At 69.4% G+C, this 25,390-nt stretch carries 26 protein-coding genes; 13 read left to right on the top strand and 13 right to left on the bottom strand.

What is annotated here, in order from left to right:
- Positions 1-864 precede the first annotated feature (864 nt).
- A complete protein-coding gene (locus V6U88_RS11740) occupies positions 865-3,960 on the top strand; it encodes a hypothetical protein (protein WP_334452407.1) in 3,096 nt (1,031 codons plus the stop codon).
- Here the strand turns inward: V6U88_RS11740 and V6U88_RS11735 are convergent.
- Together V6U88_RS11735 and V6U88_RS11730 are read right to left on the bottom strand one after the other, a co-directional pair.
- Positions 3,920-5,338: a Wadjet anti-phage system protein JetD domain-containing protein gene (locus tag V6U88_RS11735; RefSeq protein ID WP_334452406.1), complete on the bottom strand. Its 1,419-nt coding sequence runs from the start codon at positions 5,336-5,338 to the stop codon at positions 3,920-3,922. The two genes, V6U88_RS11740 and V6U88_RS11735, sit on opposite strands and share 41 nt — an antisense overlap.
- 299 nt (positions 5,339-5,637) lie before the next feature.
- A complete protein-coding gene (locus tag V6U88_RS11730; RefSeq protein ID WP_334452564.1) occupies positions 5,638-5,847 on the bottom strand; it encodes a winged helix-turn-helix domain-containing protein in 210 nt (69 codons plus the stop codon).
- Between the two features lie 416 nt (positions 5,848-6,263).
- Here V6U88_RS11730 and V6U88_RS11725 point away from each other — a divergent pair, with 416 nt between their 5' ends.
- The gene (locus V6U88_RS11725; RefSeq protein WP_334452563.1) at positions 6,264-6,530 is read left to right on the top strand and encodes a DivIVA domain-containing protein; all 267 of its coding nucleotides are present in this window, start codon (positions 6,264-6,266) and stop codon (positions 6,528-6,530) included.
- A complete protein-coding gene (locus V6U88_RS11720) occupies positions 6,527-6,796 on the top strand; it encodes a hypothetical protein (RefSeq protein WP_334452405.1) in 270 nt (89 codons plus the stop codon). The genes V6U88_RS11725 and V6U88_RS11720 overlap by 4 nt, the downstream gene beginning before the upstream one ends.
- Positions 6,797-6,846: 50 nt before the next feature.
- Here V6U88_RS11720 and V6U88_RS11715 read toward each other — a convergent pair whose 3' ends face one another.
- The gene (locus V6U88_RS11715) at positions 6,847-7,761 is read right to left on the bottom strand and encodes an RNA polymerase sigma-70 factor (protein WP_334452404.1); all 915 of its coding nucleotides are present in this window, start codon (positions 7,759-7,761) and stop codon (positions 6,847-6,849) included.
- A gap of 166 nt (positions 7,762-7,927) precedes the next feature.
- Between V6U88_RS11715 and V6U88_RS11710 the strand changes: the two genes are divergently transcribed.
- Both V6U88_RS11710 and V6U88_RS11705 read left to right on the top strand, forming a co-directional pair.
- The gene (locus V6U88_RS11710) at positions 7,928-8,413 is read left to right on the top strand and encodes a carboxymuconolactone decarboxylase family protein (RefSeq protein WP_334452402.1); all 486 of its coding nucleotides are present in this window, start codon (positions 7,928-7,930) and stop codon (positions 8,411-8,413) included.
- Positions 8,410-8,838, top strand: a complete 429-nt coding sequence (locus V6U88_RS11705; protein ID WP_334452562.1) for a cupin domain-containing protein — start codon at positions 8,410-8,412, stop codon at positions 8,836-8,838. Before V6U88_RS11710 ends, V6U88_RS11705 begins: the two co-directional genes overlap by 4 nt.
- Positions 8,839-8,869: 31 nt before the next feature.
- Here V6U88_RS11705 and V6U88_RS11700 read toward each other — a convergent pair whose 3' ends face one another.
- The 3 genes from V6U88_RS11700 to V6U88_RS11690 all read right to left on the bottom strand — a co-directional run bounded on the left by V6U88_RS11700 (position 8,870) and on the right by V6U88_RS11690 (position 11,534).
- The gene (locus V6U88_RS11700) at positions 8,870-9,829 is read right to left on the bottom strand and encodes a zinc metalloprotease (protein ID WP_334452401.1); all 960 of its coding nucleotides are present in this window, start codon (positions 9,827-9,829) and stop codon (positions 8,870-8,872) included.
- Between the two features lie 156 nt (positions 9,830-9,985).
- Positions 9,986-10,660, bottom strand: a complete 675-nt coding sequence (locus V6U88_RS11695; protein ID WP_334452400.1) for a hypothetical protein — start codon at positions 10,658-10,660, stop codon at positions 9,986-9,988.
- Positions 10,661-10,796: 136 nt separating this feature from the next.
- Positions 10,797-11,534: a TIGR03089 family protein gene (locus V6U88_RS11690; RefSeq protein WP_334452399.1), complete on the bottom strand. Its 738-nt coding sequence runs from the start codon at positions 11,532-11,534 to the stop codon at positions 10,797-10,799.
- A gap of 237 nt (positions 11,535-11,771) precedes the next feature.
- Between V6U88_RS11690 and V6U88_RS11685 the strand changes: the two genes are divergently transcribed.
- Together V6U88_RS11685 and V6U88_RS11680 are read left to right on the top strand one after the other, a co-directional pair.
- The gene (locus V6U88_RS11685) at positions 11,772-12,848 is read left to right on the top strand and encodes a hypothetical protein (protein WP_334452398.1); all 1,077 of its coding nucleotides are present in this window, start codon (positions 11,772-11,774) and stop codon (positions 12,846-12,848) included.
- Positions 12,849-12,924: 76 nt separating this feature from the next.
- On the top strand, positions 12,925-14,043 hold the full coding sequence (locus V6U88_RS11680) for a hypothetical protein (protein ID WP_334452397.1): 1,119 nt from the start codon (positions 12,925-12,927) through the stop codon (positions 14,041-14,043).
- On the opposite strand, the gene ligD (V6U88_RS11675) is transcribed toward V6U88_RS11680, so the two are convergent.
- Both ligD (V6U88_RS11675) and ligD (V6U88_RS11670) read right to left on the bottom strand, forming a co-directional pair.
- Positions 14,044-14,958, bottom strand: coding sequence for a non-homologous end-joining DNA ligase (gene ligD / locus V6U88_RS11675; RefSeq protein ID WP_334452395.1), 915 nt, complete (start codon positions 14,956-14,958; stop codon positions 14,044-14,046).
- On the bottom strand, positions 14,948-15,889 hold the full coding sequence (ligD, locus tag V6U88_RS11670) for a non-homologous end-joining DNA ligase (protein WP_334452394.1): 942 nt from the start codon (positions 15,887-15,889) through the stop codon (positions 14,948-14,950). The genes ligD (V6U88_RS11675) and ligD (V6U88_RS11670) overlap by 11 nt, the downstream gene beginning before the upstream one ends.
- Before the next feature lie 85 nt (positions 15,890-15,974).
- On the opposite strand from ligD (V6U88_RS11670), the gene ku reads away from it, so the two are divergent.
- Positions 15,975-16,985, top strand: coding sequence for a non-homologous end joining protein Ku (ku, locus tag V6U88_RS11665; RefSeq protein ID WP_334452393.1), 1,011 nt, complete (start codon positions 15,975-15,977; stop codon positions 16,983-16,985).
- 50 nt (positions 16,986-17,035) lie between these two features.
- Here the strand turns inward: ku and V6U88_RS11660 are convergent, their stop codons facing one another.
- Both V6U88_RS11660 and V6U88_RS11655 read right to left on the bottom strand, forming a co-directional pair.
- Positions 17,036-17,428 carry a PPOX class F420-dependent oxidoreductase gene (locus V6U88_RS11660; RefSeq protein WP_334452391.1) on the bottom strand — a complete coding sequence of 131 codons (393 nt, stop codon included), beginning with the start codon at positions 17,426-17,428 and terminating at the stop codon, positions 17,036-17,038.
- A gap of 155 nt (positions 17,429-17,583) precedes the next feature.
- Positions 17,584-20,034 carry a choice-of-anchor D domain-containing protein gene (locus tag V6U88_RS11655; RefSeq protein ID WP_334452389.1) on the bottom strand — a complete coding sequence of 817 codons (2,451 nt, stop codon included), beginning with the start codon at positions 20,032-20,034 and terminating at the stop codon, positions 17,584-17,586.
- Between the two features lie 249 nt (positions 20,035-20,283).
- Here V6U88_RS11655 and V6U88_RS11650 point away from each other — a divergent pair, with 249 nt between their 5' ends.
- The 5 genes from V6U88_RS11650 to V6U88_RS11630 all read left to right on the top strand — a co-directional run bounded on the left by V6U88_RS11650 (position 20,284) and on the right by V6U88_RS11630 (position 23,878).
- Complete coding sequence (locus V6U88_RS11650; protein ID WP_334452388.1) at positions 20,284-20,922, top strand: FKBP-type peptidyl-prolyl cis-trans isomerase; 639 nt, start codon at positions 20,284-20,286, stop codon at positions 20,920-20,922.
- Between the two features lie 143 nt (positions 20,923-21,065).
- Complete coding sequence (locus V6U88_RS11645) at positions 21,066-21,890, top strand: SCO6745 family protein (RefSeq protein ID WP_334452560.1); 825 nt, start codon at positions 21,066-21,068, stop codon at positions 21,888-21,890.
- A 37-nt stretch (positions 21,891-21,927) separates the two neighbouring features.
- Positions 21,928-22,584, top strand: coding sequence for an HAD family hydrolase (locus tag V6U88_RS11640; RefSeq protein WP_334452386.1), 657 nt, complete (start codon positions 21,928-21,930; stop codon positions 22,582-22,584).
- A 101-nt stretch (positions 22,585-22,685) separates the two neighbouring features.
- Positions 22,686-23,234, top strand: coding sequence for a SigE family RNA polymerase sigma factor (locus V6U88_RS11635; protein WP_334452385.1), 549 nt, complete (start codon positions 22,686-22,688; stop codon positions 23,232-23,234).
- On the top strand, positions 23,231-23,878 hold the full coding sequence (locus tag V6U88_RS11630; RefSeq protein WP_334452383.1) for a hypothetical protein: 648 nt from the start codon (positions 23,231-23,233) through the stop codon (positions 23,876-23,878). Before V6U88_RS11635 ends, V6U88_RS11630 begins: the two co-directional genes overlap by 4 nt.
- A gap of 63 nt (positions 23,879-23,941) precedes the next feature.
- Here V6U88_RS11630 and V6U88_RS11625 read toward each other — a convergent pair whose 3' ends face one another.
- From V6U88_RS11625 to V6U88_RS11615, 3 genes are all read right to left on the bottom strand, one after another.
- Positions 23,942-24,121 (bottom strand): hypothetical protein, encoded by a 180-nt coding sequence (locus V6U88_RS11625; RefSeq protein ID WP_334452381.1) that lies wholly within the window; start codon positions 24,119-24,121, stop codon positions 23,942-23,944.
- Between the two features lie 17 nt (positions 24,122-24,138).
- Positions 24,139-24,801, bottom strand: coding sequence for a M15 family metallopeptidase (locus tag V6U88_RS11620; RefSeq protein ID WP_334452379.1), 663 nt, complete (start codon positions 24,799-24,801; stop codon positions 24,139-24,141).
- A 69-nt stretch (positions 24,802-24,870) separates the two neighbouring features.
- The coding region (locus V6U88_RS11615; RefSeq protein WP_334452378.1) for an FG-GAP-like repeat-containing protein at positions 24,871-25,390 on the bottom strand (520 nt) is incomplete at its 5' end.

Here is a 25,390-nt window from a genome sequence, read left to right as displayed (position 1 = left end):
TTGCGTGCTCTGAAGACGAGATCATCGAGGCTGTCGCTCTGGCCCGCGCCGACAATGCTGACCAAGGATTCACAGGAAGAGTGCGAAGCGCGCTCGGTTCCTTGCGAACTTCGTTGTGGGTCGATCCTGATGAGACCGCGATCAGTCTAGGTCCGCGGGTCGCAACCTGGTCGGACGGTGAAGTCGACCTCTTACGCGGAATCTACGGTCGGCTTCCACGAAGCCCGGCGGCTGGGAGAAGCGGTGACCCTATTAGCTGATTTAAGTCCCGCTCGCTACGGCCAGGTGGTGGCTGCAATTGCGGCCGTCGAAACCTGCCTTGCTCCCGTCCGTGAAAGTGACTATGCCGGGCTGCGTGAGCCGGACCTTCGAGAATGTGTCCGCGCTTGTCTTCACGAGGCCGGACGCGTGCTGCTCCGCACGAGTGAAGGCTTCATTTCCGGATACTCGGACGATGTTGCCAGAGCACTTGCCAATGAAGGTGTTGGACTTCTCGAGACGAACGATCGGTCTGTCCTGGTGCTAGTCTTGCTACATTGCGTAGCGATACCCCGAGCTAAGGGTCGGATCATGGGAGCCGGCTGGTTCCCGGGAGTGCCGATACCCAGGTCTGAACTCACGATTAGCAAGGTTCCGAACACAGTCGTCCATGATTCGCTCCGTCGATTAGATGAGCGACGCCTCATCCGTTATGTAACTCGCAGCAAGCTGGTTGCCCCGGGGCCGCAGCTCGCCCGGTTGACCGCCGAGGCTTCTGCGCGGTTGTGGGAGGAGCTTGTCCTTCTTGCAGAACCACAAGGCGTCATGGCAGACGTAATCCGTCGACGCCGTCAGCGGCTGACCGACGGAGCGGAGTAGGGTGCCATGAGAAGAGATTTCGCCGCTCGGCTGCTCGGCGGCCGGACGGATGACGGTAGTTCTGTTACCGGCGTGATCGGGGAACGACGGCTTATCGCGGTCCAGACGGTTGACATCGCGCGATTGACCACACACCCGGTTCCGATCGTTCCCGGCAGCTTTATAGCGGTGACGGGGCAAGGACCGAAGGCAGATTCGAATGGGTCCGGCAAAACCACCTTTCTCAGCGCGGTCTCCCTTCTGCATTGCGACTCTCAATGGCGGCTGGACGTTGACGGTCGACACGCAGCCGGATTGTTGTTCCGGCCAGGCGCTGCAGGTTTAGATGCCTCCGGAGGCGGCGCCGACCATGGCTATGTCATCGGCGTCTTTGCTCACGGAGCCGCCGGCAATCCGTCCGGACTGGTAACGGTTTGGGTCAGGATATCCCGCAAACCTCCGCTGGTTCTCATGCGACATGTCTCTGAATTTCATGTTCTGCGCGGAGTAACCGACCAGGAGCGGTCCGACCAAGCCGACGACCTCTGGGAACAGATGCCGCGGAGCACCGAGCGCGGTTCTCGCGACATGGCTTCCACCCTATTTGGGAATGCGCCACGTTGTCTGGCCTACCTTGACTCGACACTACGGCCGTCCGTGCCGTCCCTCCTCTCACAACAGATGACGCAGATGTCGCCAGACCGTATCGGAGAAGCGCTCATCGCGCTAACCGGACGCGATCAATTGCTACATAACGAGGTAGAAGTTCGCCGCAAGCACGCCGACCAACTGGCGGTGCTTGATAGCCGGGCACAAGAGGATAAGCGTGATCGGCTCGTCGAGGATGCACAGCTGGAAGAACTTAGACGTCGAGAGTCGGCGCGTGAAGCACTCGCAGAGGCCGACCGTTGCTGGAATGCATATCTCGCCCAGGGATTCATCGAGAAGTCCGAGCTCCACCAAGATAAAACCGCCGAACTCGAAAGGACACAGGAACTTCTACGGAAAGCGGAGACCGTACTCCGCGAGAAAAAAGCGGAATACAAGGAGTGCGCGGCCAATGCGGGCCTAGCCGACGCGGCAAAAATGGCAGACGACAGCCGGCGTAAGATCGCCGGCCGGCGTAGCGCAGCACAAGAGGCGATCGGCCGCCTTACTGCCACCATCGACTCCCTGCGCGGGAAGTCAGCACGGCTTCAAGTATTGGCCGAGGGGGACGATACGCGACCGGTTGGCGACCACACGGTCATGGTGGAAGCGGCAGAGGCGGAATTAGTAACGGCGAAGGCCAGGCATCGCCTAGTTGAGGAGCGCCTTCAACAGGCCAAGAAAGACCTCCAAGCGGCGCAGGAAGGACGGGAAGGCTCGGCCGGGCATGCGGTGGCCATCTTGGAGGGAATTGTCGAGGCGGTGCCCCTTCTCGATGTGCTCACCGTCAGCGACAGCAGCAGAGCAAGCTGGGAGCCAAGATTGTGGCGGCACCGAGATGCTGTAGTGGTCGCCCCGCGCGATGAGGCACGTGCCCTGGAGGAACTACAAGCAGTGCCTGGCGCCAGTCTGGTGCTGGCGGACGGGCCACTGCACGGTGCCAACGCCGACGGCCTGCCCGAAGGACTCACCTCGTCAGTGCCTCTCTCAAACTTTCTGCGTGCACTTGAGGATCGACTTGAGTTCCGAGGCGAGCCACCTCACGTGCGGGATGATGCACTGTCCGAAGCCGTGCTTGGGGGCTTCGCCAGCCCTTTTGTAGGCAGGGAAGCACGAATCAACCTGGCTCGCGCCGGGGTCAGCGCCGCAGAAGGTTTCCTGGCCAGCCAAGGCAATCAAGTTGCACAGGCGGCGCTGAAGCTGAAGCACGAGCGGCGACTACTGGAGGCAGCTGACGCAGCGGCGCAACTTGTCAACGTGACAAAGGAAATCAGGGCTGCGGAGACCGCGCTTGGAATCGAGCGTGAGCGTGAGTCTACTGCCGAATCTGAATGGATCGAAGCGGATGACATGTACACGGCCGCCAAAAGCGCACTCGATAATCATGAAGGGCACCTCAGTAGGCTCGCTAGCGAGGTAAAGGAGTGCGAAGAAAAAAAGGGTGAGCTGGTCCGCGATGAAAGGGCTGCGGTTTCCGCAGTAGACCGAGTACAGATCAATCTCTGGCGAGACACATGGCACCGGCCATATCAGGCCGCAACTGCACTTATGGAGGGCGAAGGGAGACGACGAGGAAAGCATACTGCAGCTTGGTGGCTCGCCGAAAGCAAGCTCTCATTGAAAGAGGCACTCACATATACAGCCAATGACCCGAATGGACCTACTTCGCGAGAAGAACCGGCGTTCAACACCGGTGAGCGATCAGATGGCTTCGATCTTGACGCGCCGGATCCAGCAGTGTTCGCGACTCGAACGCGACAACTTCGCGATCTCCTCGACTCGACGGTCGAGAAGGATGCAGTTCTCCAGGACCGAATATACCGGAGCCGTGAGAAACGTGAACGAGAGGTCGAAGAGACCCAGGCAGAACTTGAACTCATCGGCGAAGACCTGAAGAAACAGCAAGATATGGTCGAGACCTCAGTTGACACTGCGTTGAGGAAAATAAGTATGCGTCTTGACCAGCTGGATACGAAACGCGGCTATGGCGCGAGACTCGATATCGTGATTACTCGTCCGATTGGGCCAGAGGACTCGTGGGGATGGCACGTTACGCCAAAATGGAAGCGTTCTCCTGCGGGGGGATATATCTCCTACAAGGAAGTCGCTAATAGCGCACAAGTCAAGATCTTTGCGATTCAGCTCGTGCTGGCGGCGTTACTCGCGGACGATAGCGTGCCAGCTCGACTCTTAATCCTAGACGAGCTCGGAAACAGTCTGGGCGACGCCAACCGCAAGGACGTCCTTTCGGCGCTAAATGCTGTCGCCAGAGAGCAGGACATCACGATACTTGGGACGTGCCAGGATAGCGTCATTCACGATGCCGCTGGCGTATGCGGGGAAATTCTCTGGTTCTGCCACGCATCCGCGTCGGAACCCTACAACAGACCGACGCGGGCATGGGGGTTCGACGCCGACCACAGGAGAGTTGACCTCATCGCTCCCTGGCTCCATGAGGGTCGGGAAGAAGCGTAGGGCCGATCTCCGCCAGCAATTTGCCAAGTACTGGCAGAACAACGTCGTGCAGCGTTTGTTGCTCGCGGCTTCTTCCGGCCAGCTTCGGATGATCTGCCATCGCCTGGGCTAGCTTCCGAAAGGCCTGCGGACCGCTAGAGGCTAGCTCTCTAGCTATCATGATCGACCGGTCGTTCTGATCTGGCGTCGTGAAACGGTGCGGACCCTTTAACCAATATTCTGCTGTCATACCCACCGGATGGAACGAGCGTCCAAGCTTGCGCTCCATGTTCGCAATAATTCTCACTCCGTCGGCGTCCAAGTCCCCCCATACGGCTAGGGGAAGATGGGCCAGCCTCTTAAGCAGTTCGACCAAACCGTGAGCAGCATAGCCCTTCCCCCATACAACGACCCAATGCGCTACGATCGGAGCCAGTTTGCAGACTTCTTGGAATGTAGTCTGGTTCTCAATTACGAAGACGCCGTACGCCTTCGAATAGTCAAGGTCGCCGATCAGCCGGGCCCCGTTTGAAGGCAGACCGGTCCACGGATCCGCGACGCTAGCGTCAGCGGCGACAGAGCCAATCCGCCACTGCAGTGGGCCCCGAACTCGGAGCTCATAGTCTGGCGTAGTCATCAGCTCGGTAAGCGGAGCCCCTAAGATATTCTCTACCGCGAGCCGACGAGGAGCGGTCCATTCCTCCTTGGACGCACGACGGTCGGGAAAGGCCCAAGCGGCCGCCTCATCCATCGGCGGTTTTCGGTAAGGATTTGGACGACGGTACCACCAAGCTGCAACTCGGAGCGAAAACTCGTAAGGCGACCAGCGAGACGCCCTCGTTCTTGTATCCAGCGGGGGTAGCAGCGGAGACGCTTGGTCCTGGGCTCGAAGAAGGTCGTACTCGTCTCTTAACTCCGGCGTCCCGGCCAAGACTTCGAGAAGGGCGGCACGTGCTTCAGCCGGACGAGCCTTGCCGGTGAGTTCCACCAATTTCTCGGCAGCAACCTCTGCCCAGAATGGGGTAAGTTGAAGCGTCACAATGGCTGATACACGAAAGCTTGCATCCAGCCGGATCTTCAGGATGAGGCCGCCACACTTTGTCAGCTCATACACCAACTCTTCGGCCCTGTCGCCCCACTTAGCCTCAACGCTCCGCCATAGCCGGCGCCGCTCACGGAGGAACCAAACGAGTTCGTCTTTGGTGATTGAAGCAGAGGGAGCGAAACGCTCAAGGGAGTCGGCTCCTTTCACCTCGGCGACCCGCGGGCAAAACCGCCCTTTCCTCACCGGCCTTTTGCCTTCGCTATAGACAGCAAATGCCTCGAGCGTCTCCGGTAGACCTGGCAGCGAGAATCGCTCTCGAATGAGCAGAGGGCCTTCGTCCTCTTGGTGTTCCATCCCGCCCCTTTCACTCAGAGCGTCTTCACCGGACCGTTCGCACCCAGCGTCGTCGAGGCCGGCGAGGTTGGCGCGATGGAGCTTCGAGGTGCCGAGGCTAGGGTATTGCGTTGTCGGGGTCGTATTACAGGCGGAACGGCCATGGCATCTCCAGGGGTAATGCCGCCGATAGTCGCGGCTCCGAGGCCTAGCGGGGCTAGCTGCACTTGCCCGAGCACCGCAATTCGCACATGGTTCGAAGTGGAGCCTTTCGATCATTCGGAGAAGAGTTGGCGCGTGCAGGCCTCCGGCCGGGCTTGTCAGCGCCTCGTCGCCTCCGCCACGAAGACGCCGCGACCCGGGCGGCCGACCAGCACACCCTGCTCCCGCAAGGTCGCGATCGCACGCTGAATGGTCGAGTGCGAAACGTCGTAGGAGTCGGCAAGCGCGCGACCCGAGGGCAACTGGCTGCCCGGAGGATAGGTCCCGTCCTTGATCTTGCCTCGCAGGTCGTCTAGCAGCTCGTCCATGGTGGGCGGGATAGGCACGATGCGGCCCCTTGCAGTCGGTTGGCCCACCCAGTATTGATCCACGCCCTCGACGTAGGCAATGCATCCGCTGAAAGAGGTGATGGTGGTGACATAGCTGATGGTGATGGTGGTTCGGTAGAAGAGGATGGCGAGGGACTTGACGTAGGTGATGCTGCATCGATAGCGTCGCTCTCGGTGATGCGGTGCTGCTGCGGTCGGTTGGCGCCTCTCGTACCGGTCTCGCATCGCCGCCGAGACCCCAACCTCCGCGCTCCCCCGGCGCGGCCCTGCGGCCTTGTGCCGAACAAGGCCGCAGGGCGGGGCGGTCTCCGCCGACCGCAACCGGCGGAGGCCGCCCCCTCCACTTCGACGCGACCCGACGAAGGGCGGTCCCCGTGCGCGACCTGTTCCGCCGGCTGGTGAGCCGGCGCGACGAAAGACCACCTGTGGCGGCCGCCCACCACAAGCAGCCCCTCCGGCCGTGGCAGATCCGCGAGCGGTGCTTCAACGTGCGCCGGCGCGGCCTCGACCCCGTCGAGATCCGCGCCTTCCTGCACCGGGTGGCCGACGAACTCACCGCCGCGCAGACCGCCCTGGTCGCGGTGCAGGAGGAGAACGTACGGATCAAGAACGCACTGCGCGCCTGGCAGAGCGCCCAGTCGGCGAACCACCGCTACCGATGACCGAGCGCTGGGTGATCCACCTGCCGGTCACCGCACCCGACCTGCTCCGCGCCCGGATCTTCGCCCGGACCGCCGCCCGGGTGCTGGCCCGGCTCAGCGCCCGCGTCGAGCCGGGCGGGGTGACCGTCTCGGCCGAGGACCAGCAGGGCGTACGCCACTGGGTTTTCTGCGATCGGCCGCTGCCGGACGGCGGCGGGCGGTGTGCGCTGCCGGTGGATCACACCTCGGCCTGCACACGACGTCCGCCGTGGCTCAGGCGGCGCTGACAAGCCCCGACCGCGGCCGGCGCACCGCCCGGCGGAAGACATCAGCCGGCTCACCGGCTCAGGGCGGTTTCCCGTTCCATGTGGGACAGCTTCTCGGGATTGCGTACGGCGTAGATCCCCGTGATGAGGCCGCTCTCGATGCGCACGGCCAGGACCGTGTCCATCTCACCGTCAAGCTGGACGATCAGCGCCGGGTGGCCGTTGACCTGCGCTGGCCGCCACGACGTGTTGCCGGCGACCTTGCCCCACCCGCCGGCCAGCAGGCGGGCCACCTTGTCGGCTCCGAGGATGGGCCGCGGGACGGTCTGCTTGACGCCGCCACCGTCGCCGAGGAGGACGACGTCCGGCGCGAGGATGTCGAGCAGGCCCTGCAGGTCGCCGGTTTCGACGGCCCGCTGGAACGCGTCGAGCGCGTACCGGGTCTCGGCTGCGGAGACGACCTGGCGGGGCCGGCGCGCCGCGACGTGCGCCCGGGCCCGGTGGGCGATCTGACGTACGGCGGCGGGGTGCTTGTCGACGGCTTCGGCGATCTCGTCGTAGCCGAGGTCGAACACCTCGCGTAGCACGAACACCGCCCGTTCGGTCGGCGCGAGGGTCTCCAGCACCAGCAGCATCGCCATCGAGACGCTGTCGGCCAGCGCGATGTCCTCGGCGACGTCCGGAGCGGTGAGCAGCGGCTCGGGCAGCCAGGGGCCGACGTAGGACTCCTTGCGGCGGCTGAGCGTCCGCAGTCGGGTGAGCGCCTGGCGGGTGGTGACGCGGACCAGGTACGCGCGCTGGTCCCGGACCGTGCCGAGGTCGACGCCCGCCCACCGCAGCCAGGTCTCCTGGAGTACGTCCTCCGCGTCGGCGGCCGAGCCGAGAATCTCGTACGCGACGGTGAAGAGCAGATTGCGGTGGGCCAGGAACGCCTCGGTGGCCGGGTCCGGACGGTCGTCGGCTGCGGTCTGCGGCGTGCCCACCATGGGTGACTCCTGTTCGCCCTCGACTGTGTCACCCATCAGATGCCGGACCCGGCCGTTCTGTGACACCTCCGGCTGTGGCAGTCGTCACCCGGCCGCACCGTCACAGGACTCCGCTCGCCGGCATCTCGTGTTCGTCCAATCGAACACCACGAGTGAGGACGGAACCATGGACGCCCGATTCAACATGTTCGACAACGAGACCGCCATGAAGTTCTTCAAGCGGTTCGCGAACGCCGGCATGGTCATCCAGCAGTCGCCGCTGCCGAAGGCCACTCAGGAGCTGGTGTCGCTGCGGGCCAGCCAGATCAACGGCTGCGGCTGGTGCATCGACATGCACACCAAGGAGGCCGAAGCGGCCGGCGAGAGCGCGGTCCGGCTCCACCTGGTCGCCGCCTGGCGCGAGTCCACCGTCTTCACCGAGGCCGAGCAGGCCGCGCTGGCGCTCGCCGAGGAGGGCACCAGGCTCGCCGACGCCCACCAGGGCGTGTCCGACGAGACCTGGGCCCAGGTGCGCAAGCACTACGACGACGACCAGATCGCCGCGCTCGTCGCCCTGGTCGCCCTGATCAACGCGGCCAACCGGCTCGCCGTGATCGTGCACCAGCGGGGCGGTTCCTACCAGCCGGGCATGTTCGCCGCCGCGTTCGACTGAATCGAGATCCGGCCCGGCCCGGGATCATCCGACCCTGGGCCGGGCGCGGCCGACGGCTCGGGCGGATCGACCGGCGCGTCCTGGCTGGCGAAGGGCAGGTCGACAGCGAGGCCTTCTACCTGTTGGACGGCGCCGCGCAGCTGCTCTCCGGCGACCAGGTGGTCACCGCTGAACGCGGCGACCTGGTCATCGTGCCGCCCGGTCTCGCGCACGCGTTCGCCGCCGCCCCCGGCGAGGACGCCGACATCCTCATCGTCATCACACCCGGCGTTCAGCGCTTCGAGTACTTCCGGCACCTGGAGCGGATTTCGTACGGCAAGGTGCCGCCGCAGAGCCTGCTGGAGGTGCAGGAGCTGTACGACACCTACTTCCGCAGCAGCCCCGCCTGGGACGCTGCCCGTCCGACAGGGTTGGCGGGCCGCTGAGCGCGGCCCGCCAACCCCCGGCAGAGCGTGGTTACTTGCCGCCACCGGATCGGAACGCCACCCAGGCGTCGCTCATCCGGTCCGCCTGTCCTGCGGTGAACATGTTCATGCAGGAGTCCTGCGTGTAGTCCATGAAGTTGTGGATCGGGTCCAGCCCGGGTGCGGTGCAGGTGTCCGCGCCCACCGGGCAGTTGAACTGCGGGTGCGCCTCGCGCGGGGTGTCCGCGACGAAGTCGCCGGAAGCGGAGCAGCCGTGCGCGAAGGTGTGCTCCAGCATCAGCCAGTGCCCGACCTCGTGCGTCAGCGTGTCACCGAGGGCGTACTTGCCCGCCGTGCCGCCCGGCATCGACTCGTCGAGCAGCACCACGCCGTCGATGTAGTCGCGGCCGTTGTTGTAACCCTTCGGGAAGTACGCCCAGCCGAGGAGCCCGCCGCCGATGTTCGCCGCGTACACGTTCAGGGTGCGGGCGTCGCCGGTGTACAGCGCCTGCTTCATGTCGCGCTCGTTCTTGCCCGGCACGACCGTGTACCAGTCGCTGTTCACCGTCCACGTGGTGTCGACCAGGTCGAACCGGAACGGGGTGTCGGCGGCGTTCGCCGCGGTGCGCCCGGCGAACGAGTCGTTGAGCACCTCCATCTGCGCCGCGATCAGGGTGTTCCACCTGGTCGTCTCGGCTGCGGTGAGCTGGTGGTCGGAGATCATGTGGAAGACCGTCGGCACGGTGACGCTGCCGTTGGCCAGGCGCGGCGAATCCTTGATCACGCCGTAGGCGTTCGCCTCGTTCTTGGAATACAGCTCCGGCTCTTTGGCGGTGGCGCCCTCGGCGACCCGGGCCACGCTGTGCTCGTCGGCACCCGGCTCACACGCCTCGACACCCGGGGAGACGGTCACGGGTGCTGCCGCCGCCGCGCCGTAGGCGCCACCGGACGCCAGGAACGTGGCGGCGGTGGCGGTGAGGACTGCCAGTCGGAAGATCGGTCTCCTGTGCATCGGTGCACCTTTCAGAGATGGAAGCGGTGCGGAATCGACGCGGGGTTGCCATGACCAGGGTCGATGACGTCGTCTTCCGGCATCAGACCACGTCGAGGGGCGCCGACGACAGGCCCGGAAGGAGGACAGGCAATCGCGAGACGTACCGGTCGCGGCTCAGGCGGTCGCGCCGGCAGCCGCCACCGCCACCCGGCGGCGGCGCACCAGCCAGGTCACCAGGATCGTCACGGAGACCAGCGGAGCGGGATTGCCGAGCACCGCGGCGATGGCGAGGTCCGCCACGACGCCGACGACGGTGGCCACGAACACCCAGCGAGGTGCCGTCTCGCCGGAGACCCGTCGACGGTCCACCGGCATCCAGCGGGTCGTGGACCACGGCTTGGCGACCGACACCCAGGCCTGGAAGGCGATCGCCCCGGCCATCAGCGCCGAGCCGACGGCCAGCGGGACGGCCGGCCCGGAAGCGCCGGTGGCTGCCGCCGAGGCGCTCGCCTGGAGGGCTCCGCTGAGCACGAAGATGCCGAGGTGGAGCTGGACCAGCGTGATCGCGAACTTCACCAGCACCCACCAGTGCCGGACGAACCCCCACGGGGTCGCGGCGGCGAGCATGATCCCGGTGAACGCCGAGGCGTTGGCGAGTGGGGCGAGCAGCCTGCCGTCGAGCAGTTCGGCCATCGAGGTGGCGCTCACGGCCACCGCCCGGCTCTCCGTGGTCAAACTGGTCACCAGCAGCACGAAGATCGCCAGGGCCTGCGCCATCCAGCCCACCGAGGTGACGACGTGCAGCCAGACCGCGAGCTGGCGCCAGCGGCGTACGGGTCGGGTAACCATGGGGGCAAGGCTTTCACCGTCCCGAACCGCCGACCACCGGAGAAAACCCGGTTCGTACGACCCTGAGGCCGGCGTCCGTCCCCAGGGGAGCCCCTAGGGTGTGCGCCCCCGGCCCGGGCCGGTTCCGGCCGGCAGGTCAGAGGACCCGGGTGATCTCCTCGGCGGCGAGGCGGGCGTCCAGCCGCGACCGGTCCAGGTTGGCGCAGAGCACCACCGGGACGCCGACGGAGAGCGGGGCGAGCAGCCACTTCAGCGGCTGCTCGTGCTCGGCCGCGTCGACCAGCAGCCGGTCACCGGCACGCAGGTCGAGCTGGTCCGCCAGTTCCCGGGCGATGCTCCCCCACTCGTCGTAGCTGGTGCCGTCCGGGCTGGCCGGGTCCGACGGGCGGATCGAGGCGTGGTCGGGCGGCGTGTCGGTGTGCCGGAGCACCTCGGCCGACCAGTCCAGCCAGCCGCCGGGCACCTCGTCCAGCCGCCCCGGCCCGGTGCCGACGAGGTAGCGGTGCGTCCCCTCGGGTACGTCCTCCAGCCAGTCGTCGAGGCGTTCCGGGGTCACGAACACCGCGTCGTACGGCAGGTCCCCGCCCGGTTCGAGGACCGGCAGCCCGGCGGTGGCCCGCGGCCGGTACGACACCGCCAGCCCGACCGACCAGGCACCGAGCAGCACCGCCGCGGTACGCCAGTGCGGTGGCAGCAGCACCGCGACACGGCTGCCCGGGGCCAGGCCGCAGCCGTCGCGGAGCAGGCCGGCACTGCGCGCCGCCCAGGCGCCGAGCTGCTGCGCAGTCAGGTCGACCCGGTCGCCGGTCGCGTCGTCGCACCAGGTCAGCAGGGGTGAATCCAGCGCGGTGACGGTGGCGGGCAGACCGGTCATCGACGGCACTCCTTCGGTCGGGTCGCCTCACCCTAACCACCGCCCCGGGGCACCGGCCCGTCCCGGCGCGACGCCGCCGTGCCGGGACGCCCGGAGGCCGCCACCGGCCACGCCGGCGGAACCCGGGACGTCGACCTTCGTCGACCCGGCATCGACCCTCGGCCGTATCGCCGGGACCGGCGGTGGTCCCAGAGTTGGTGGGGCGCGTTCCTCCGACCGCGCAGCGGGAGGTCAATGATGTCCACAGACGCCGGTCCGCACGTCGGCACCGCTCACCCACCGCCGGCTCCGGGCCGCTGGCGGCGGATCGGGCCCGTCCTGGCGCTGCTGGCCCTCGCCCCCTGGGCCGCCGAGTGCTCGTGGGGTGGTTTCACCGCCGTCGACTCGCTCTTCGTCGTGGTGGTGCTGGCCCCGCTGTACGGGGGCGCGGCGGTGCTGGTCCGGGAGACCGCCCGGCGAGTCGGCGGCGGCTGGCCGGCGATCGTCCTGCTCGCCGCGGCGTTCGGCGTGTACCAGGCCGGTCTGGTCGACCAGTCGCTGTTCAACCCGGCGTTCCTGGCCGACACCGAGTTCGCCGAGGCCGGTGCGGGGGCCGCCGGGACGCGGGTACCGGGGTTGGGGTTCAGCGCCGAGCAGGCGGTCGACTTCGTCGGCAACCACGTCGCCCTGAGCATCTGCGCGCCGATCGCAGTGGTGGAGTCGTTCGTCGGACCGCGGCGGCGGCACCGGCCGTGGCTGGGCCGGTGGGGCCTGCTGGTGATCGTGGTGCTGTTCGCCCTCGGCAGCCTGATGATCTTCAGCGACGACTCGGCCGGCCGGAAGGGGTTCCTGCTCAGCCCGGTGCAGGCGACCATCGCGGCGCTGACCGTGCTCCTGCTCGTCGGAGCGGCCCTGCTGCCCCGGTGGCGGCGTGCGCCCCGGCGGGTGGCCGTCCCCGCCCCGCACCCCGGGTGGGTCGGCCTGGTGGTGCTCGGCGCCCACCTGAGCACCGTGCCGCTGAGCGGCTGGGCCCGGGTGGGCTGGCAACTGCTGGCCGCCGCCGCGGTGGCGGTGCTGGTGGTGCGCTGGTCCCGGCGCGCCGGCTGGGACCAGCGGCACGTCCTCGCCGCCTGGGCAGCCGGTCTGCTCGTCGCCGCCGCCCTCGCGTACGTCGTGCCGAACTACGCCCCGGCGTCCCCGACGGAGGCGCTGGTCGGTGACGTGGTGGTCACCGCGGTGGTGCTCGCCCTGACGGTCGGCGCCTTCCACCGGCTGCGCCGACGACCTCCGCCGGGCGAGGTGCCGGAGGCCGCCGCGGACCCCCCGTCGCATTGACAGGCGTTGGCAGACTTCCCGGCGCGGGGCACGACCCGCCGACGAACCGACCCGCCCAGAACGGAGGCCCACCGCCATGCGGAGACGAACCCGCCGAGCGCTCACCGCGCTGACGGCCCTGCTGGTCGCCACCACGCTGGCCGGGGCGGTCCCCGCCCAGGCCGACCCGCTGCCCGAGATCGAGCCGACGGTCACCGCCACGGTCTGGGCGCACGCGCCGACCACCGCCGAGTACCGCCCGAGCTGGGGCTACACCGCCACCAACACCGACGGCGGGGTGCTGATCCGGCGCACCGGCACCGGGGCGTACACGGTGGTGCTGGAGCAGGCACCGGCCCGCGGCGGCGTCGCGCACGTCGTGGCGTACGGCGGCGGGCCGGTCTTCTGCACGGTCGCCGGCTGGTACCGCAGCCTGGTCGCGCCGGACCTGCTGATCCAGGTGCGCTGCTTCGCGGCGACCGGCACGCCGGTGGACAGCCGCTTCGTGGCGACCTACAGCAACGCCCGGTGGACCGGTGACGGCCGTTTCGCCTGGTTCGTCACCGACCAGGCGGCCCCCGTCGGGCTGCGTACCCTGGCGGCCACCTACCGGTACGACTCCACCGGCGGCGAGGTCCGCTACGAGCGGCTCGGCACCGGTCATTACCGCTTCCACATGAACTACCGGTACGACTACTCCTTCCCGATGGTGCACGTGACGGCGGTGGGCAGCACGGGCGTGCACTGCCAGGTCGGCCCGCCGGACCTGTGGTACGTGTGGTGCCGCAACGCCGCCGGCAACCCGGTCGACGCCCGGTTCGCGGTCACCTACGGCAATCGGGTGGACCTGCTCGGCTACGCCACCGCCCCGCGCTTCCACACCGGAGTGATCTACGGCGAGCAGGCGCCCGACACCGGGATCGGTGGGGAGGCCTGGAACTCGACGCTGCCGGGATTCGGCGGTGACGCCGTCTACCACCTCGGCGCCGGCCGGTACGAAGTGCGGATCACCGGCACCGGTACGGCGTTCGGCACCGCCTTCGTCGACGACTTCCGCACCGAGCACCGGCCGGGGCCGAACGGGTACTGCGTGGTGGCGGACTGGTCCCGGTCCGGCATCAACGACACCATCGTCAACGTGCGCTGCTACGCCTACGGAGGCGGGCCGGCGAACATCAACGCGCGGGTGTCGTACACCACCTGGCCGGCGGCCTGATCACGCACCCGGCAGCTTCGGGCCGCCGTCGAGCAGGGGGGCCAGCAGGTCCCCCTGCTTCTCCACCCGCTTGAGCACCTCGGTCGCCGTGTACGGCTTCGTCGCCGGCCGCTTCCCCGCCGCCCCGGCCTCCACCTCGTCCCAGGTCAGCGGGGTCGACGCCGACGGCACCGACTGGGCGCGCAGCGAGTACGGCGCCACCGTCGTCTTCGCCGCGTTGTTCTGGCTCCAGTCGATGAAGACCTTCCCCGGCCGCAGGTTCTTCGCCATCTTCGACACGATCAGCTTGGGGTGCGCCTTCTCCAGCTCCTGCGCGATCCGCCGGGCGTAGGCGGACACCTCGTCGGCGTCCTGCGTCCCGGCGATCGGGCAGCAGAGCTGCATGCCCTTCTTCCCCGACGTCTTCGGGTACGCCTCGATGCCGTCGTCGGCGAGCCGGTCGCGCATCAGCAGCGCCACCTGGCAGCACTGCCGCAGCGCGGCCGGCGCGCCCGGGTCCAGGTCGACGACCATCATGTCCGGGTGCTCGCCGACCTTCCACTGTGGCGTGTGCAGCTCCAGCGCGGCGAGGTTGGCCAGCCAGACCAGGGTGGGCAGGTCGTCGGCGACCACGTAGTCGATGGTCTCCCGTCCCTTGCTCGACCCGGGCGCGGGCAGCGTCTCGGTGCGTACCCAGTCGGGGGTCGCGGCCGGGGCGTTCTTCTCGAAGAACGAGCCGCCGGTGACCCCGTTGGGGAAGCGGATCCGGGTCAGCGCGCGGTCGGCCAGGTGCGGCAGGAGCACCGGGGCGATCCGGGTGTAGTAGTCGATCACCTCGCCCTTGGTGAACCCGGCCTCGGGATAGAGCACCTTGTCCAGGTTGGACAGCTCCAGCGTCCGCCCTTCGACCTCCACCCGGAACCGTTCAACCGGCATCGTCGACCTCCTCCGGTGGCTTGTCCGGCCGCAGCCGCAGCACCCGGGGGAACCGCAGTCGCCCGTCCGGGGTGCGCTGGCCGTACTTCACCTCGACCACGACCCGGGGTGTTACCCAGATTGCGCCCCGGGCATCCTCGCGCGGCACGTCACCGGCGAACGGCGACGCCGCCCCGCGCAGCGGCTCCAGCTCGCGCAGCAGCTCCCGCTCCAGCGCCGCGCCGATCCCGCCGCCGACCCGGCCCCGATAGGTGAGCCGCCCGTCCGGCCGAGGCACCCCCACCAGCAGTCCGCCGATCTTCCGCGCGCCGGGCCGCCAGCCGCCGATGACGAAGTCGCCGGTCACCTCCAGCTTGACCTTCACCCAGTCGGGCGAGCGCACCCCGGGCCGGTAGACCGACTCGACCCGCTTGGCCATCACCCCCTCCAGCCCGTGCTCGCCGGCCGCCTCGTAGGTGGCCACGCCGTCGGCGAAGACCGGGGGCACCGCCCACCGGGCCGCGCCGAGCCCGAGCGCCTCCAGCGCCGCCCGCCGCTCCCGATAGGAGCGCCCGGTCAGGTCCTGGCCGCCCAGCCGGAGCAGGTCGAAGATCATGTACGTCACCGGGGCCGCCGCCGCGAGCCGGGCCGCCTTCGCCCGGTCCCGGACGTGCATCCGCTCGGCCAGCGCGGTGAACGACGGCTGCCCGGTCTGGTTGAAGAGCACCACCTCGCCGTCGAGCAGCGCGTCGTCGACCTGCTCGGCCAGGGTGATCAGCTCGGGGTACGCGGCGGTGATCTCCACGCCACTGCGGGCGTACAGGTGCTGGCGGCCGCCGGTGATGTCGGCCAGCGCCCGGACCCCGTCCCACTTGAACTCGTACGCCCAGCCGTCATCCACCGGGAGCGGCCCGGTCATCGCGAGCATCGGCTTCAGCGGCGCGCCGGGCACCTTTCGACTGTAGTTGCGCAGCGAAGAGCGTGCGCCCCGTTCGATCGTTTGCGATTCTGGTCAGAACCGGGGAGAGGAGCGCGGCATGCGGGCGATCTGGAAGGGAGCGGTGTCCTTCGGGCTGGTGTCGATCGGGGTCAAGCTCTACTCGGCCACCGAGGAGAAGGACATCCGATTCCACCAGGTGCACCGCGCCGACGGCGGCCGGATCCGCTACAAGCGCACCTGCCAGGTCTGCGGCGAGGAGGTCACCTACGACGACATCGCCAAGGGCTACGACCTCGGCGGTGGCGAGATGGTGATCCTGACCGACGAGGACTTCGCCGAGCTGCCGCTGACCAGCTCGCGCGCGATCGACGTGCTGGAGTTCGTCCCCGCCGAGCAGGTCGACCCGATCCTCTACAACAAGGCGTACTTCCTGGAGCCGGAGGGCTCGGCGACCAAGCCGTACGTGCTGCTGCGGGACGCGCTCGCCGACTCCGAGCGGGTGGCGATCGTCAAGGTGGCGCTGCGCCAGCGCGAGCAGCTGGCAACCCTGCGGGTCCGCGAGGGTGTGCTGCTGCTCAACACGATGCTCTGGCCCGACGAGGTGCGTACCCCCGACTTCGGCTTCCTGGACGAGGACCTGAAGGTCCGTCCCCCGGAGCTGGCGATGGCCAGCTCCCTGATCGACTCGATGGCCGGCACGTTCGAGCCGGACGCCTTCACCGACGACTACCGGGCGGCGTTGCAGGAGGTCATCGACGCCAAGGTCGAGGGGCGGGAGGTGGTGCAGCCGGAGGAGGAAGAGGCCGCGCCGGCCGCCGCGGTGGACCTGATGGCCGCGCTGAAGGCCTCCGTCGAGCGGGCCCGGGCGGCCCGGGGCGAGGAGCCCGCCGCCGGTGGCGCGGGCGAGCCGACGCCGATCTCCGCGGCCCGCTCGGCGAAGAAGGCCGCGAAGGCCCCGGCGAAGAAGACGGCGGAGAAGAAGGCCGCCGCCAAGAAGGCGGAGCCGGCGAAGAAGGCCGCCGCCAAGAAGACCGCGGAGAAGAAGGCCGCCAAGGCACCGGCGAAGAAGGCGGCCGCGAAGAAGGCCGCACCCCGCAAGACCGCCTGAGCGACGGGGCCGGGGGCCACCGCCGTGGTACGCCGGGGCCCCGCCGACGGTCAGCCGCGACCGAGCTTCTGGGTGGGGGTGATCCGGACGATCACCCGCTCCTCGCCCGGCTGCCGGAACGGGTAGGTGTCCTGCCCGAGGTACTTCTTCGCCATCCGGTCGATGTGCTCGTCGGCACCCTCGCTGACCAGCTCGGCGGTGCCCTTCACCCACAGCGTGCGGAAGTCGTTGGCCTTGTCCGCCACCGAGACCGCCACCATCGGGTTGCGCTCGATGTTGTGGCACTTCTGCCGCCCCCGAGCGGTGTTGAACAGGATGTGCTCGCCGTCCGTGTCTACCCAGACCGGGGTGACGTGGGGAGTGCCGTCGGGCTCGACGGTGGCCACGTGGGCCAGCTGGGGCTCGGCGAGCAGGGCCAGGTCTTCATCGGTGAGGATCGCCATGGTCCTAGAACCTACCGCCGGACGGTCCATTGCGGCGGCTCCTCGACTCAAGTCCCCGCTCGTGCTCGGTGACCTGATCGACACGGCCACGCAGACGCGGAACGGGCGGTGGCCGTCGCCGGCCACCGCCCGTTCGTCTCTCCTCGTTCAGCCGCTCATCGTCGCGCGATGTCCGGCTTGGGCATGTCGCCCGGGGTGGGCTCCGCGGGCGGAGCGCCCGTGGTGAGGCCACGCACGGTGGTGCCGGCGGTGCCCGGGTAGAGCCAGAAGGTGCCGACGACGTCGGCGACCACCCCGGTGGTCCCCGAGAGGTTGTAGACGTTGAATCGGTCGGTCGGGCCGATCAGGGTGACGGCCGCGTTGGCCACCGTCTCCCCGGCTGCGGCGTTCAGGTTGCTGGCGTCCGGCCGGTCGATGCCGTTGATGCCGTTCGGCCACACCTTCAGGACGGTGCTGGCGGTGGGGGCAACCGCGGTGACGTTGAGCGCCAGCGCACGCGTGTCGGCCGTCGCCACCGCGGCGGGCGTGGTGACCACGCCGCTCTTGCCTGCACCGAGGTTGGCCGGCAGGCCCTGGCCCACGCGGCTGTCCACGATCCGGGTCGGCGTCCGCGGGTTGAAGCGCAGACCGTTGCGCAGGCCGGAGTCGTCGATGAAACCGACGATGTCCACGACCACGTGGGTGTCCTTCAGCGTGTAGACGCCGAAGGTCGGCAACTCCGAACTCCACGGGCAGTCGTAGCAGCGCCGCAGCGGCACGACCGCCAGGTTGGGGGTGACGGACCTCGCCCCGTAGTTGACGGTGGACGTCTTCGGCTCCGGCCATTCACCGTTCCACGCGGTCAGGAAGCCGTTGGACGTCGGCGACACCGCGGTGATGTTGAGAACCGCGGCGCGCATCCGCCAGTTGGCGTCGTAGCCGTAGTCCAGCGCCAGCCGCACCTGGTGGTCGGCCGGCAGCTTCCGCCCCCAGTCGCTCCGGCTGTCGAAGAGCCGTCGCGGGACCACCGGCAGGAACTGCCCACCGACGCCACGGTTGGTGGACACGAAGCTGTTGTCGCTGGCGTAGAAGCCGACCACATCGACGATGGCGTGGGTGTAGCCCGAGCTGTTGTTGACCGCCACCTTCCCGCCCGAGCCCAGGGCCACCGTCACCGAGTTGGACCGGGTCCAACCCCGCTTGAAGTTCAGCGACGAGGCGTTCGGCTTCGCCTTCCCGGACGGGTACACCGTCAGGAAGCTCGACGCCGTCGGCTCGGTGACGGTCACGTTGAGCACCACCGCGGACACGCCGGTGGACGGGACGCCGCCGCGCCCGGTCACCTGGAGGTTGGCCGTGCCGTTCGGGCCCAGCTTCGCCTTCGCGGCACCGTTGCCGGTACGCGTGTCCATGATCCGCGCCGGGGACAGCGGGTAGTAGGTGCCACGGGAGCCGATCACGCCGTTCACGGTCAGCGGGACCGTGCGCGGGTTGCTGAGGCTGTCGTTCGGCAGCTCCAGGACCGCGTGGCGGGTACCCGCACCGGCCGGCGTCGGCGCGACGTCCACCCGGCAGGTCTGACCCTTGAGCAGCGTCGCGCCCTTGCAGGTGTCGGCGGTGACGACGAACGACGAGGCGTCGGTGCCGGTGATCGTGGCCGCCCCGAAGGTGGTCGGCTCCGCGCTGGTGCCGGTCACGGTGACGGAGTTCGCCGGGCCCCGGTCGGCGATGTACTGGTCGCCGAAGGAGAGCGAGGCCGGGGAGACGCCGACCGTACGCGGATCCAGGCCGTTGACGCCGAGCTGCACGTACCGCTTGCCGAGCACCGTGTTGTCGGGGAGCTGGAGCCACGTCCAGTCGCCACCCAGCTTGGTCGGCGCGGTGCTGATCGTGATGGTGCAGGTCTCGCCACGGACCCGGGTGGTGCCCGAGCAGGTGTCGTCGGTGATCGAGAAGGCGGTCGTCGGGGACCAGAAGCCGGCCGTACCGAAGACGGTGGCCGCCGACCCGGTCGACGTCACCGTGATCGTCCGGGTCACCGGCGGGCTGCCCACCAGCCGGTCACCGAAGTTGTGCGACATGACGTCGGTCGCGGCGGCGGCGTAGTCGACCGACGACTTCCACCGGATCTCGCCGTGCAGGTCGTTGTAGCTGGAGTAGCAGGAGATGACGTACGACGCCGCGAAGGCGGTCAACGCACCCGTCTCCGGGTCGGTGGTGGCTTCCCGGACGGTGAGCATGCCCGGGGCCTCGTCACAGCTCGCCCCGGCGTGCTGCACGTCGGCGAGGGCGTAGTCGGCGCTGGGATACCCAGCCAGCTGGTACACCGTCCCGGCGGTCCAGGACGCGCCGGTCGGCGGGGCCAGGCGCCACGTCCAGTTGTCGCCCCCCTGCTCGGCGCGAAGGTTGAGCTCGCCACCGGCGGCCGCGCCGACGGTGAAGGTGGCTCCGTCGGCCTGGTCGAACACCTGGGTTCCCTGGTACCACCAGGAGTTGGGGTTGCCGTCGACGGAGAGAGCGGTGTGGGGAGCGGTCGCTGCCGGGGCCGCGTTGGCGGGACCGGACACCGCCGTCGTCGCGACCACCGTGGCGATGACGCCCGAGAGGACGCCACGGATGTTGGGCAAGAAAGACCCCCGTCTTTGAAGGAGAGAATGCCAGCGGACCATAGGTGGGGGATCCATCGAGCGGCAACACGGTAACCGGACAACTGACCGAAAAGATCATCAGAGTCGTCCGGTCGTGTCGTCGCCGGACAGGGCGTGGGAGACCGGGCGGGCGACGGGACACCGACGGCATCGATCCAGGTACCGTGTGCGCTGGCCACGGCACCGGGTCGACGGGCCGGTCACCCACACCAGCAGGGAGTCGAGGACGTGAGCGAGCGTACGCAGAACCGGTCGGCGGGCCAGGGCCCGGAGACGAAGGCACAGCGGCGGCTGGCCGCCCAGCTGGCGGCGCAGAAGGCCGCCGAGGCGAAGCGGCGCCGGCAGGCCTGGCTGGGGGCGCTCGCCGGCCTCGCCGTCATCGCGGTGATCGTGGGCGTCTTCGTGGTGACCCGGGGCGGCGACGAGGCCCCGAAGCCGGCCGCCTCGCCCGCCGGCTGCCCGGGCGGCTTCCCGACCCTGCCCGACGGCGCCGACCGGGCGCTGTGCAGCAAGCCGCAGGCCGGCAAGGGCGAGGGTGAGCTGAGCGGCCTGAAGGCCACCCCGCTGATCCGGGGCAACGGCCCCGCCGCGCAGGGCGGCCAGCAGATCACCGTCAACTACGTCGGGGTCTCGTACCGGACGGGCGAGGAGTTCGACGCCTCCTGGAAGCGCTCCGAGCCGTTCTCCTTCATGCTCGGCCAGGGCAACGTGATCCCGGGCTGGGACCAGGGCCTGCAGGGGCAGACCGTGGGCAGCCGGGTGCAGCTGGACATCCCGGCCGACCTCGCGTACGGCGACAAGCCGCAGCGCCCGGGCGCGCCGGCCGGCCCGCTGCGCTTCGTCGTCGACGTGCTCGCGGTGCAGTAGCCCACAGAGGTCTTCCCGGTCGTCACCTACCCGCAGTAGGTTCGGGGTCACCGTGGGCGGTTTCCGCCGCGTCACGGTGACCCCTCACCATTGCGGAGGTACGCGTGTCGGCGCTGGACGACCCCGGGCGGACCGCCCGGCTGATGTGGACGCACGTCGAACCTCTGCACGCGGTCACCTACTTCCATCCCCGGGCCCGCGCCGCGTACGAGGCGGTCGGGCTGCGCGGCTACTGGCGGGGCTACTTCGCCGGCCGGGCCGCGCCGCTGGGGCCCACCGACGCCGCCCCGGTGATCGCGGCGTTCTACACCTTCGCCCCGCCCATGGTGAGCCGGGCGCTGCCGGCGGTCTGGCGGCTGGCCACCCCGCAGGAGGCGCTGCGGGCCCGGCTCACCGGCGCCGTGCAGGCCCTCGCCGAGCTGACCTACGAGCTGCCCGAGACCCATCTGGTCGAGGCGGCGGAGCTGCTGGAGGAGGCCGCCGGGGCGATCGAGCCGGCCGGCCGGGTGCTCGGCGCGGCCAACGCCGCCCTGCCGCGCGGTGAATATCCCCTGGCCCGGCTCTGGCAGGCGGCCACCACGCTGCGCGAGCATCGGGGCGACGGGCACATCGCCGCGCTGGTCGCCGCCGACCTCGATCCGGTGGAGGCGCTGGCCTGGCGGGTCGCGGTGGACCAGCCCCTGCAGAACCTGCTCGGCCGGGGCTGGTCGGAGGAGCAGTGGCACGCGGCGCGGGGCCGGCTGGCCGAGCGCGGCTGGCTCGGCCCGGAGGGTGAGGCGACCGAGCTGGGGCGGGCCGGTTTCCAGGCCGTCGAGGACGCCACCGACCTCGCCGCCGCCCGGCCCTGGCGGGCGCTGGGCCCGGACCGCACCGACCGCCTCCGCGAACTGCTCGAGCCGATGGCCCGCGCCTGCCACACGGTGATCCCGGAGAACAGCCCCATCGGGCTGCCCGCCCTGCAGAGCTGACGCCCCGCCGCCGGCCCCGGTCGGGGAGGATGGACGGGTGACGGTGGATGCGGTGGTGTTCGACCTGGACGGCGTGATCGTGGACTCCGAGCCGGTCTGGGAGGAGGTCCGGCGGGCGTACGTGGCCGCCCACGGGGGCACCTGGCAGCCGGACACCCAGCGCCGGCTGATGGGGATGAGCACCGGCGAGTGGGCCGACTACCTCAGCGGTGAGCTGGGCGTCGACCGCGACGCCGGGCAGGTCGCCGCCGAGGTGGTCGAGGAGATGACCCGGCGGTACGCGCGCCACGTACCCCTGATCGACGACGCCGACCGGGTGGTGCGCCGGATCGCCGGGCGGTGGCCGCTGGGGCTGGCCAGCTCGTCGCCGACCCGGCTGATCGCCGCGGCGCTGGCCGCCATGGACCTCACCGACGCCTTCCGGGTCACCCTCTCCACCGAGGAGACCGCGCGGGGCAAGCCCGCGCCGGACGTCTACCTGGCCGTCGCCGAGCGGCTCGGCGTCGACCCGGCCCGCTGCGTCGCGATCGAGGACTCCTCCAACGGAGTACGCTCCGCGGCCGCAGCCGGCATGCCGGTGGTGGCGATCCCGCACGGGTCGTACCCGTTGGACCCGGACGCCCAGGCCCTCGCCGCCGTGGTGCTGCCCTCGGTGCAGGACCTCACTTCGGACGTGGTGGCCGGGCTGGGCTGAGCCGCCGCCGCTGGTACGGCGATCGGTGTCAGATCCGGCGGCTGCGGAGAATTCTCGGCGCCGCGGTAAACCTTCTGGCCGGGTCCTCCGTCAGGGAGATCATGGGAATCGGATCGGGTCCGGATGTCGACGAGTCGTTCGCGGCCTTCGTCGCCACACGCTCCGGCCGGTTGGTGGCACACGCGTACCTGCTGTGCGGTGACACCGAGCAGGCCCGAGACATCGTCCAGGGCGTCCTCGTCCGGGCGTATCGGCGGTGGGGCCGGATCGAACGCGACGACCCGTACGCGTACGTCGCCGCCGCGGTCGCCAACGCCGTGACGGATTGGTGGCGGATAGCCCACCGCCGCTACGAGACGCCGACAGCCGCCGTACCCGAGAAGGCCGGTGCCGCCGCGTTCGGCGCCGTCGACGACCGGCAGGCGTTGCTGGCCGCGTTGCGGCACCTGACCCGGCGGGAGCGGGCCGTCATCGTCCTGCGCTACCTGGACGATCGCACCGAGGCAGACGTGGCGCACATGCTTCAGATGCGCGTCGGCACGGTCAAGGCCACCTGCCACAGAGCGCTGCGCAAGATGCGCCGAGAACTCCAGGACTCACCGTTGGACGGTCTGCGGACCGCGGCGCGGCAAGGGAGCCAGAACCGATGAAGCCCGAAATCAACCTGCACGATGCGATGGATGCCGTTGCCGCCACCACCCCGCCGCTGGACGCATCCGACGTGCTGGCCCGCGGCAAGCGACAGCGCACGCGTCGACAGGTTCTGCTGACGGCCTGTACCACCGCCACGGTCATCCTCGGCCTCGGCACCGCTCTGGCGGTTCTTTCGCCGGGGTCACCTCCACCGCGCCAGGCAGCCCCGCCCACGGCCGACGCGACGCCGTCCTACCCGACCACGTCCCCGACCGCGATCCCTACGCCTGCGAGCCTGGAGCCGGCGGATCGCTTCACCAAGCGCCGCGAGAAGCCCTTCAACGGGGCATTCGCCTCCGACATCATCGACACGTCGCTCCCGTCCGACCAGCGGGACGCTTCGCTGCTGCGCCTCATCCGTGACCCTCACACCACGACCCTGACGGAACACGTGGACGACGTCACTCCGGAGCGTCTCCGTATCAGCGGCATCCAGGTTCGCCTCTACCTGACAGGTAGCGACGAGGACGTTCAGCAGGCGGAATGGGTCCGCGACCGCACGCTGTACGTCCTGCAGTGGAAACCACGGGCAGCTCCATACCAGATCTCCGAGTCGGACATCCGCTGGATGATCACCGAATCCATCGCCGGGAGATTCTGATCAATCTCCGGCCACCCCGCCGCCCCTGGTGGCCGGGCTCGTCCGACCCGCCGGTGATCGGCGTCAGATCCGGCGGCTGCGGCTGGAGCAGGGCAGGAACGGGGTGTCGCGGCGGTCGTCGGCCGGGGCCGGGCCGGGTTCGCGGGTCGCCTCCGCCGGCTCCGGGCACCCGGCGTCGGCCGGACCGGCCCCGCCACAGAGCGTCACGAGCGGCGTCGGCGCCACCTCTGGTACGTCCCGCATGACCCCTCCTCGACCGGCTACCCGGTGATACGGACGGCGGGCCCGGCGGGATCGGTCGGCGGCAGCGGACCCGGCACCGGCCCGTAGCGGGCGACCGCCGAACCGGTCACCGCCGCCCAGTGCAGATCGCCGTACGACCAGTGCCACCAGGCGGACGGGTAGTTGACGAGGTTCATCGTGGTCAGGGCGTGGACCAGCAGCAACCGGCGCGCCCGGGGCTCGGGCGGCACCAGCGGCGACGCGGTGTGGCAGGCGCCGTCGCACTCCTCGGGCCGGGCGTAGAGGCCGCTGCCGAGGGCGAACTCCACCCCGGCGGCGTCACAGAGAGTGAGGTCGACGGCCGCTCCGGTGAGGTGCGGGTCGGCCTCGGCCGGTGCCCGCCGGATGATCCGATCGACCATTCCAGCCCGGCGGACCCGCCCGGAGTCCAGCCCGACGCGGCACGGGCCGGCACCGGCCGGGCGCCAGCCGCCCACCACGGTCAGCCGCAGGCCCGGCGGCAGGATGGTCTGCGCGGCGACCAGCCGGTCGACGAGGGCGCTCCGCAGGAACGGGCCGGGGCCGGGGCGGGCCGGCCGGGCGAGGGTGCCGACCGTGCCGACGTCGATCAGGGGCTCACCGCACTCGACGAGCCGGACGGGCGCGCCGACGCCGGTGGGCTCCGGCAAATACAGCGACATGTGGCATCTCCGGTGGGTACGGCGGACGGGCCACCCGGCGATGGCCGGGTGGCCCCTCCGCGGAGGCGGTCAGAAGATGCGGTCGAAGGCGGACCAGTTGTTGCTGATCGCCGCGCCGGTGCCCGAGACGAAGCCGCCCGAGCCGTTGCCCCGGTACAGGTGCAGGTCCTTGGTCGAGGCGTTGCGGGCCAGCACGTCGCCGTCCCCGTCACCGTCGAAGTCACCGACCGAGAAGACCAGGTCGAACGCGGACCAGTTGTTGCTGACCGCCGTGCCGGTGCCCGAGGTGAAGCCACCCGAGCCGTTGCCCCGGTACAGATGCAGATCCTTCGTCGACGCGTTGCGCGCCAGCACGTCCGCGTCCCCGTCACCGTCGAAGTCACCGACGGAGAAGATCCGGTCGAACGCGGACCAGTTGGTGCTGATCGCACCCGCACCGGAGGAGAAGCCGCCGGAGCCGTTGCCCTTGTACAGCCACAGGTCCTTGGTCGAGGCGTTGCGCGCCAGCACGTCCGGGTCACCGTCGCCGTCGAAGTCACCGGCCGGGAAGATCATGTCGAACGCGGACCAGTTGTTGCTGATCGCCGCG

The sequence above is a fragment of the Micromonospora sp. CPCC 205739 genome, assembly GCF_036906795.1.
Classification (GTDB): Bacteria; Actinomycetota; Actinomycetes; order Mycobacteriales; family Micromonosporaceae; genus Micromonospora.
This window is presented reverse-complemented; position numbering and strand designations above follow the sequence as displayed.

Coding starts and splice junctions, on each gene's coding strand:
- V6U88_RS11740 (WP_334452407.1), top strand. CDS start 865: ATGAGAAGAGATTTCGCCGCTCGGCTGCTCGGCGGCCGGACGGATGAC.
- V6U88_RS11735 (WP_334452406.1), bottom strand. CDS start 5,338: ATGGAACACCAAGAGGACGAAGGCCCTCTGCTCATTCGAGAGCGATTC.
- V6U88_RS11730 (WP_334452564.1), bottom strand. CDS start 5,847: ATGGACGAGCTGCTAGACGACCTGCGAGGCAAGATCAAGGACGGGACC.
- V6U88_RS11720 (WP_334452405.1), top strand. CDS start 6,527: ATGACCGAGCGCTGGGTGATCCACCTGCCGGTCACCGCACCCGACCTG.
- V6U88_RS11715 (WP_334452404.1), bottom strand. CDS start 7,761: ATGGTGGGCACGCCGCAGACCGCAGCCGACGACCGTCCGGACCCGGCC.
- V6U88_RS11710 (WP_334452402.1), top strand. CDS start 7,928: ATGGACGCCCGATTCAACATGTTCGACAACGAGACCGCCATGAAGTTC.
- V6U88_RS11700 (WP_334452401.1), bottom strand. CDS start 9,829: ATGCACAGGAGACCGATCTTCCGACTGGCAGTCCTCACCGCCACCGCC.
- V6U88_RS11695 (WP_334452400.1), bottom strand. CDS start 10,660: ATGGTTACCCGACCCGTACGCCGCTGGCGCCAGCTCGCGGTCTGGCTG.
- V6U88_RS11690 (WP_334452399.1), bottom strand. CDS start 11,534: ATGACCGGTCTGCCCGCCACCGTCACCGCGCTGGATTCACCCCTGCTG.
- V6U88_RS11685 (WP_334452398.1), top strand. CDS start 11,772: ATGTCCACAGACGCCGGTCCGCACGTCGGCACCGCTCACCCACCGCCG.
- V6U88_RS11680 (WP_334452397.1), top strand. CDS start 12,925: ATGCGGAGACGAACCCGCCGAGCGCTCACCGCGCTGACGGCCCTGCTG.
- ligD (WP_334452395.1), bottom strand. CDS start 14,958: ATGCCGGTTGAACGGTTCCGGGTGGAGGTCGAAGGGCGGACGCTGGAG.
- ku (WP_334452393.1), top strand. CDS start 15,975: ATGCGGGCGATCTGGAAGGGAGCGGTGTCCTTCGGGCTGGTGTCGATC.
- V6U88_RS11660 (WP_334452391.1), bottom strand. CDS start 17,428: ATGGCGATCCTCACCGATGAAGACCTGGCCCTGCTCGCCGAGCCCCAG.
- V6U88_RS11645 (WP_334452560.1), top strand. CDS start 21,066: ATGTGGACGCACGTCGAACCTCTGCACGCGGTCACCTACTTCCATCCC.
- V6U88_RS11635 (WP_334452385.1), top strand. CDS start 22,686: ATGGGAATCGGATCGGGTCCGGATGTCGACGAGTCGTTCGCGGCCTTC.
- V6U88_RS11630 (WP_334452383.1), top strand. CDS start 23,231: ATGAAGCCCGAAATCAACCTGCACGATGCGATGGATGCCGTTGCCGCC.
- V6U88_RS11625 (WP_334452381.1), bottom strand. CDS start 24,121: ATGCGGGACGTACCAGAGGTGGCGCCGACGCCGCTCGTGACGCTCTGT.
- V6U88_RS11620 (WP_334452379.1), bottom strand. CDS start 24,801: ATGTCGCTGTATTTGCCGGAGCCCACCGGCGTCGGCGCGCCCGTCCGG.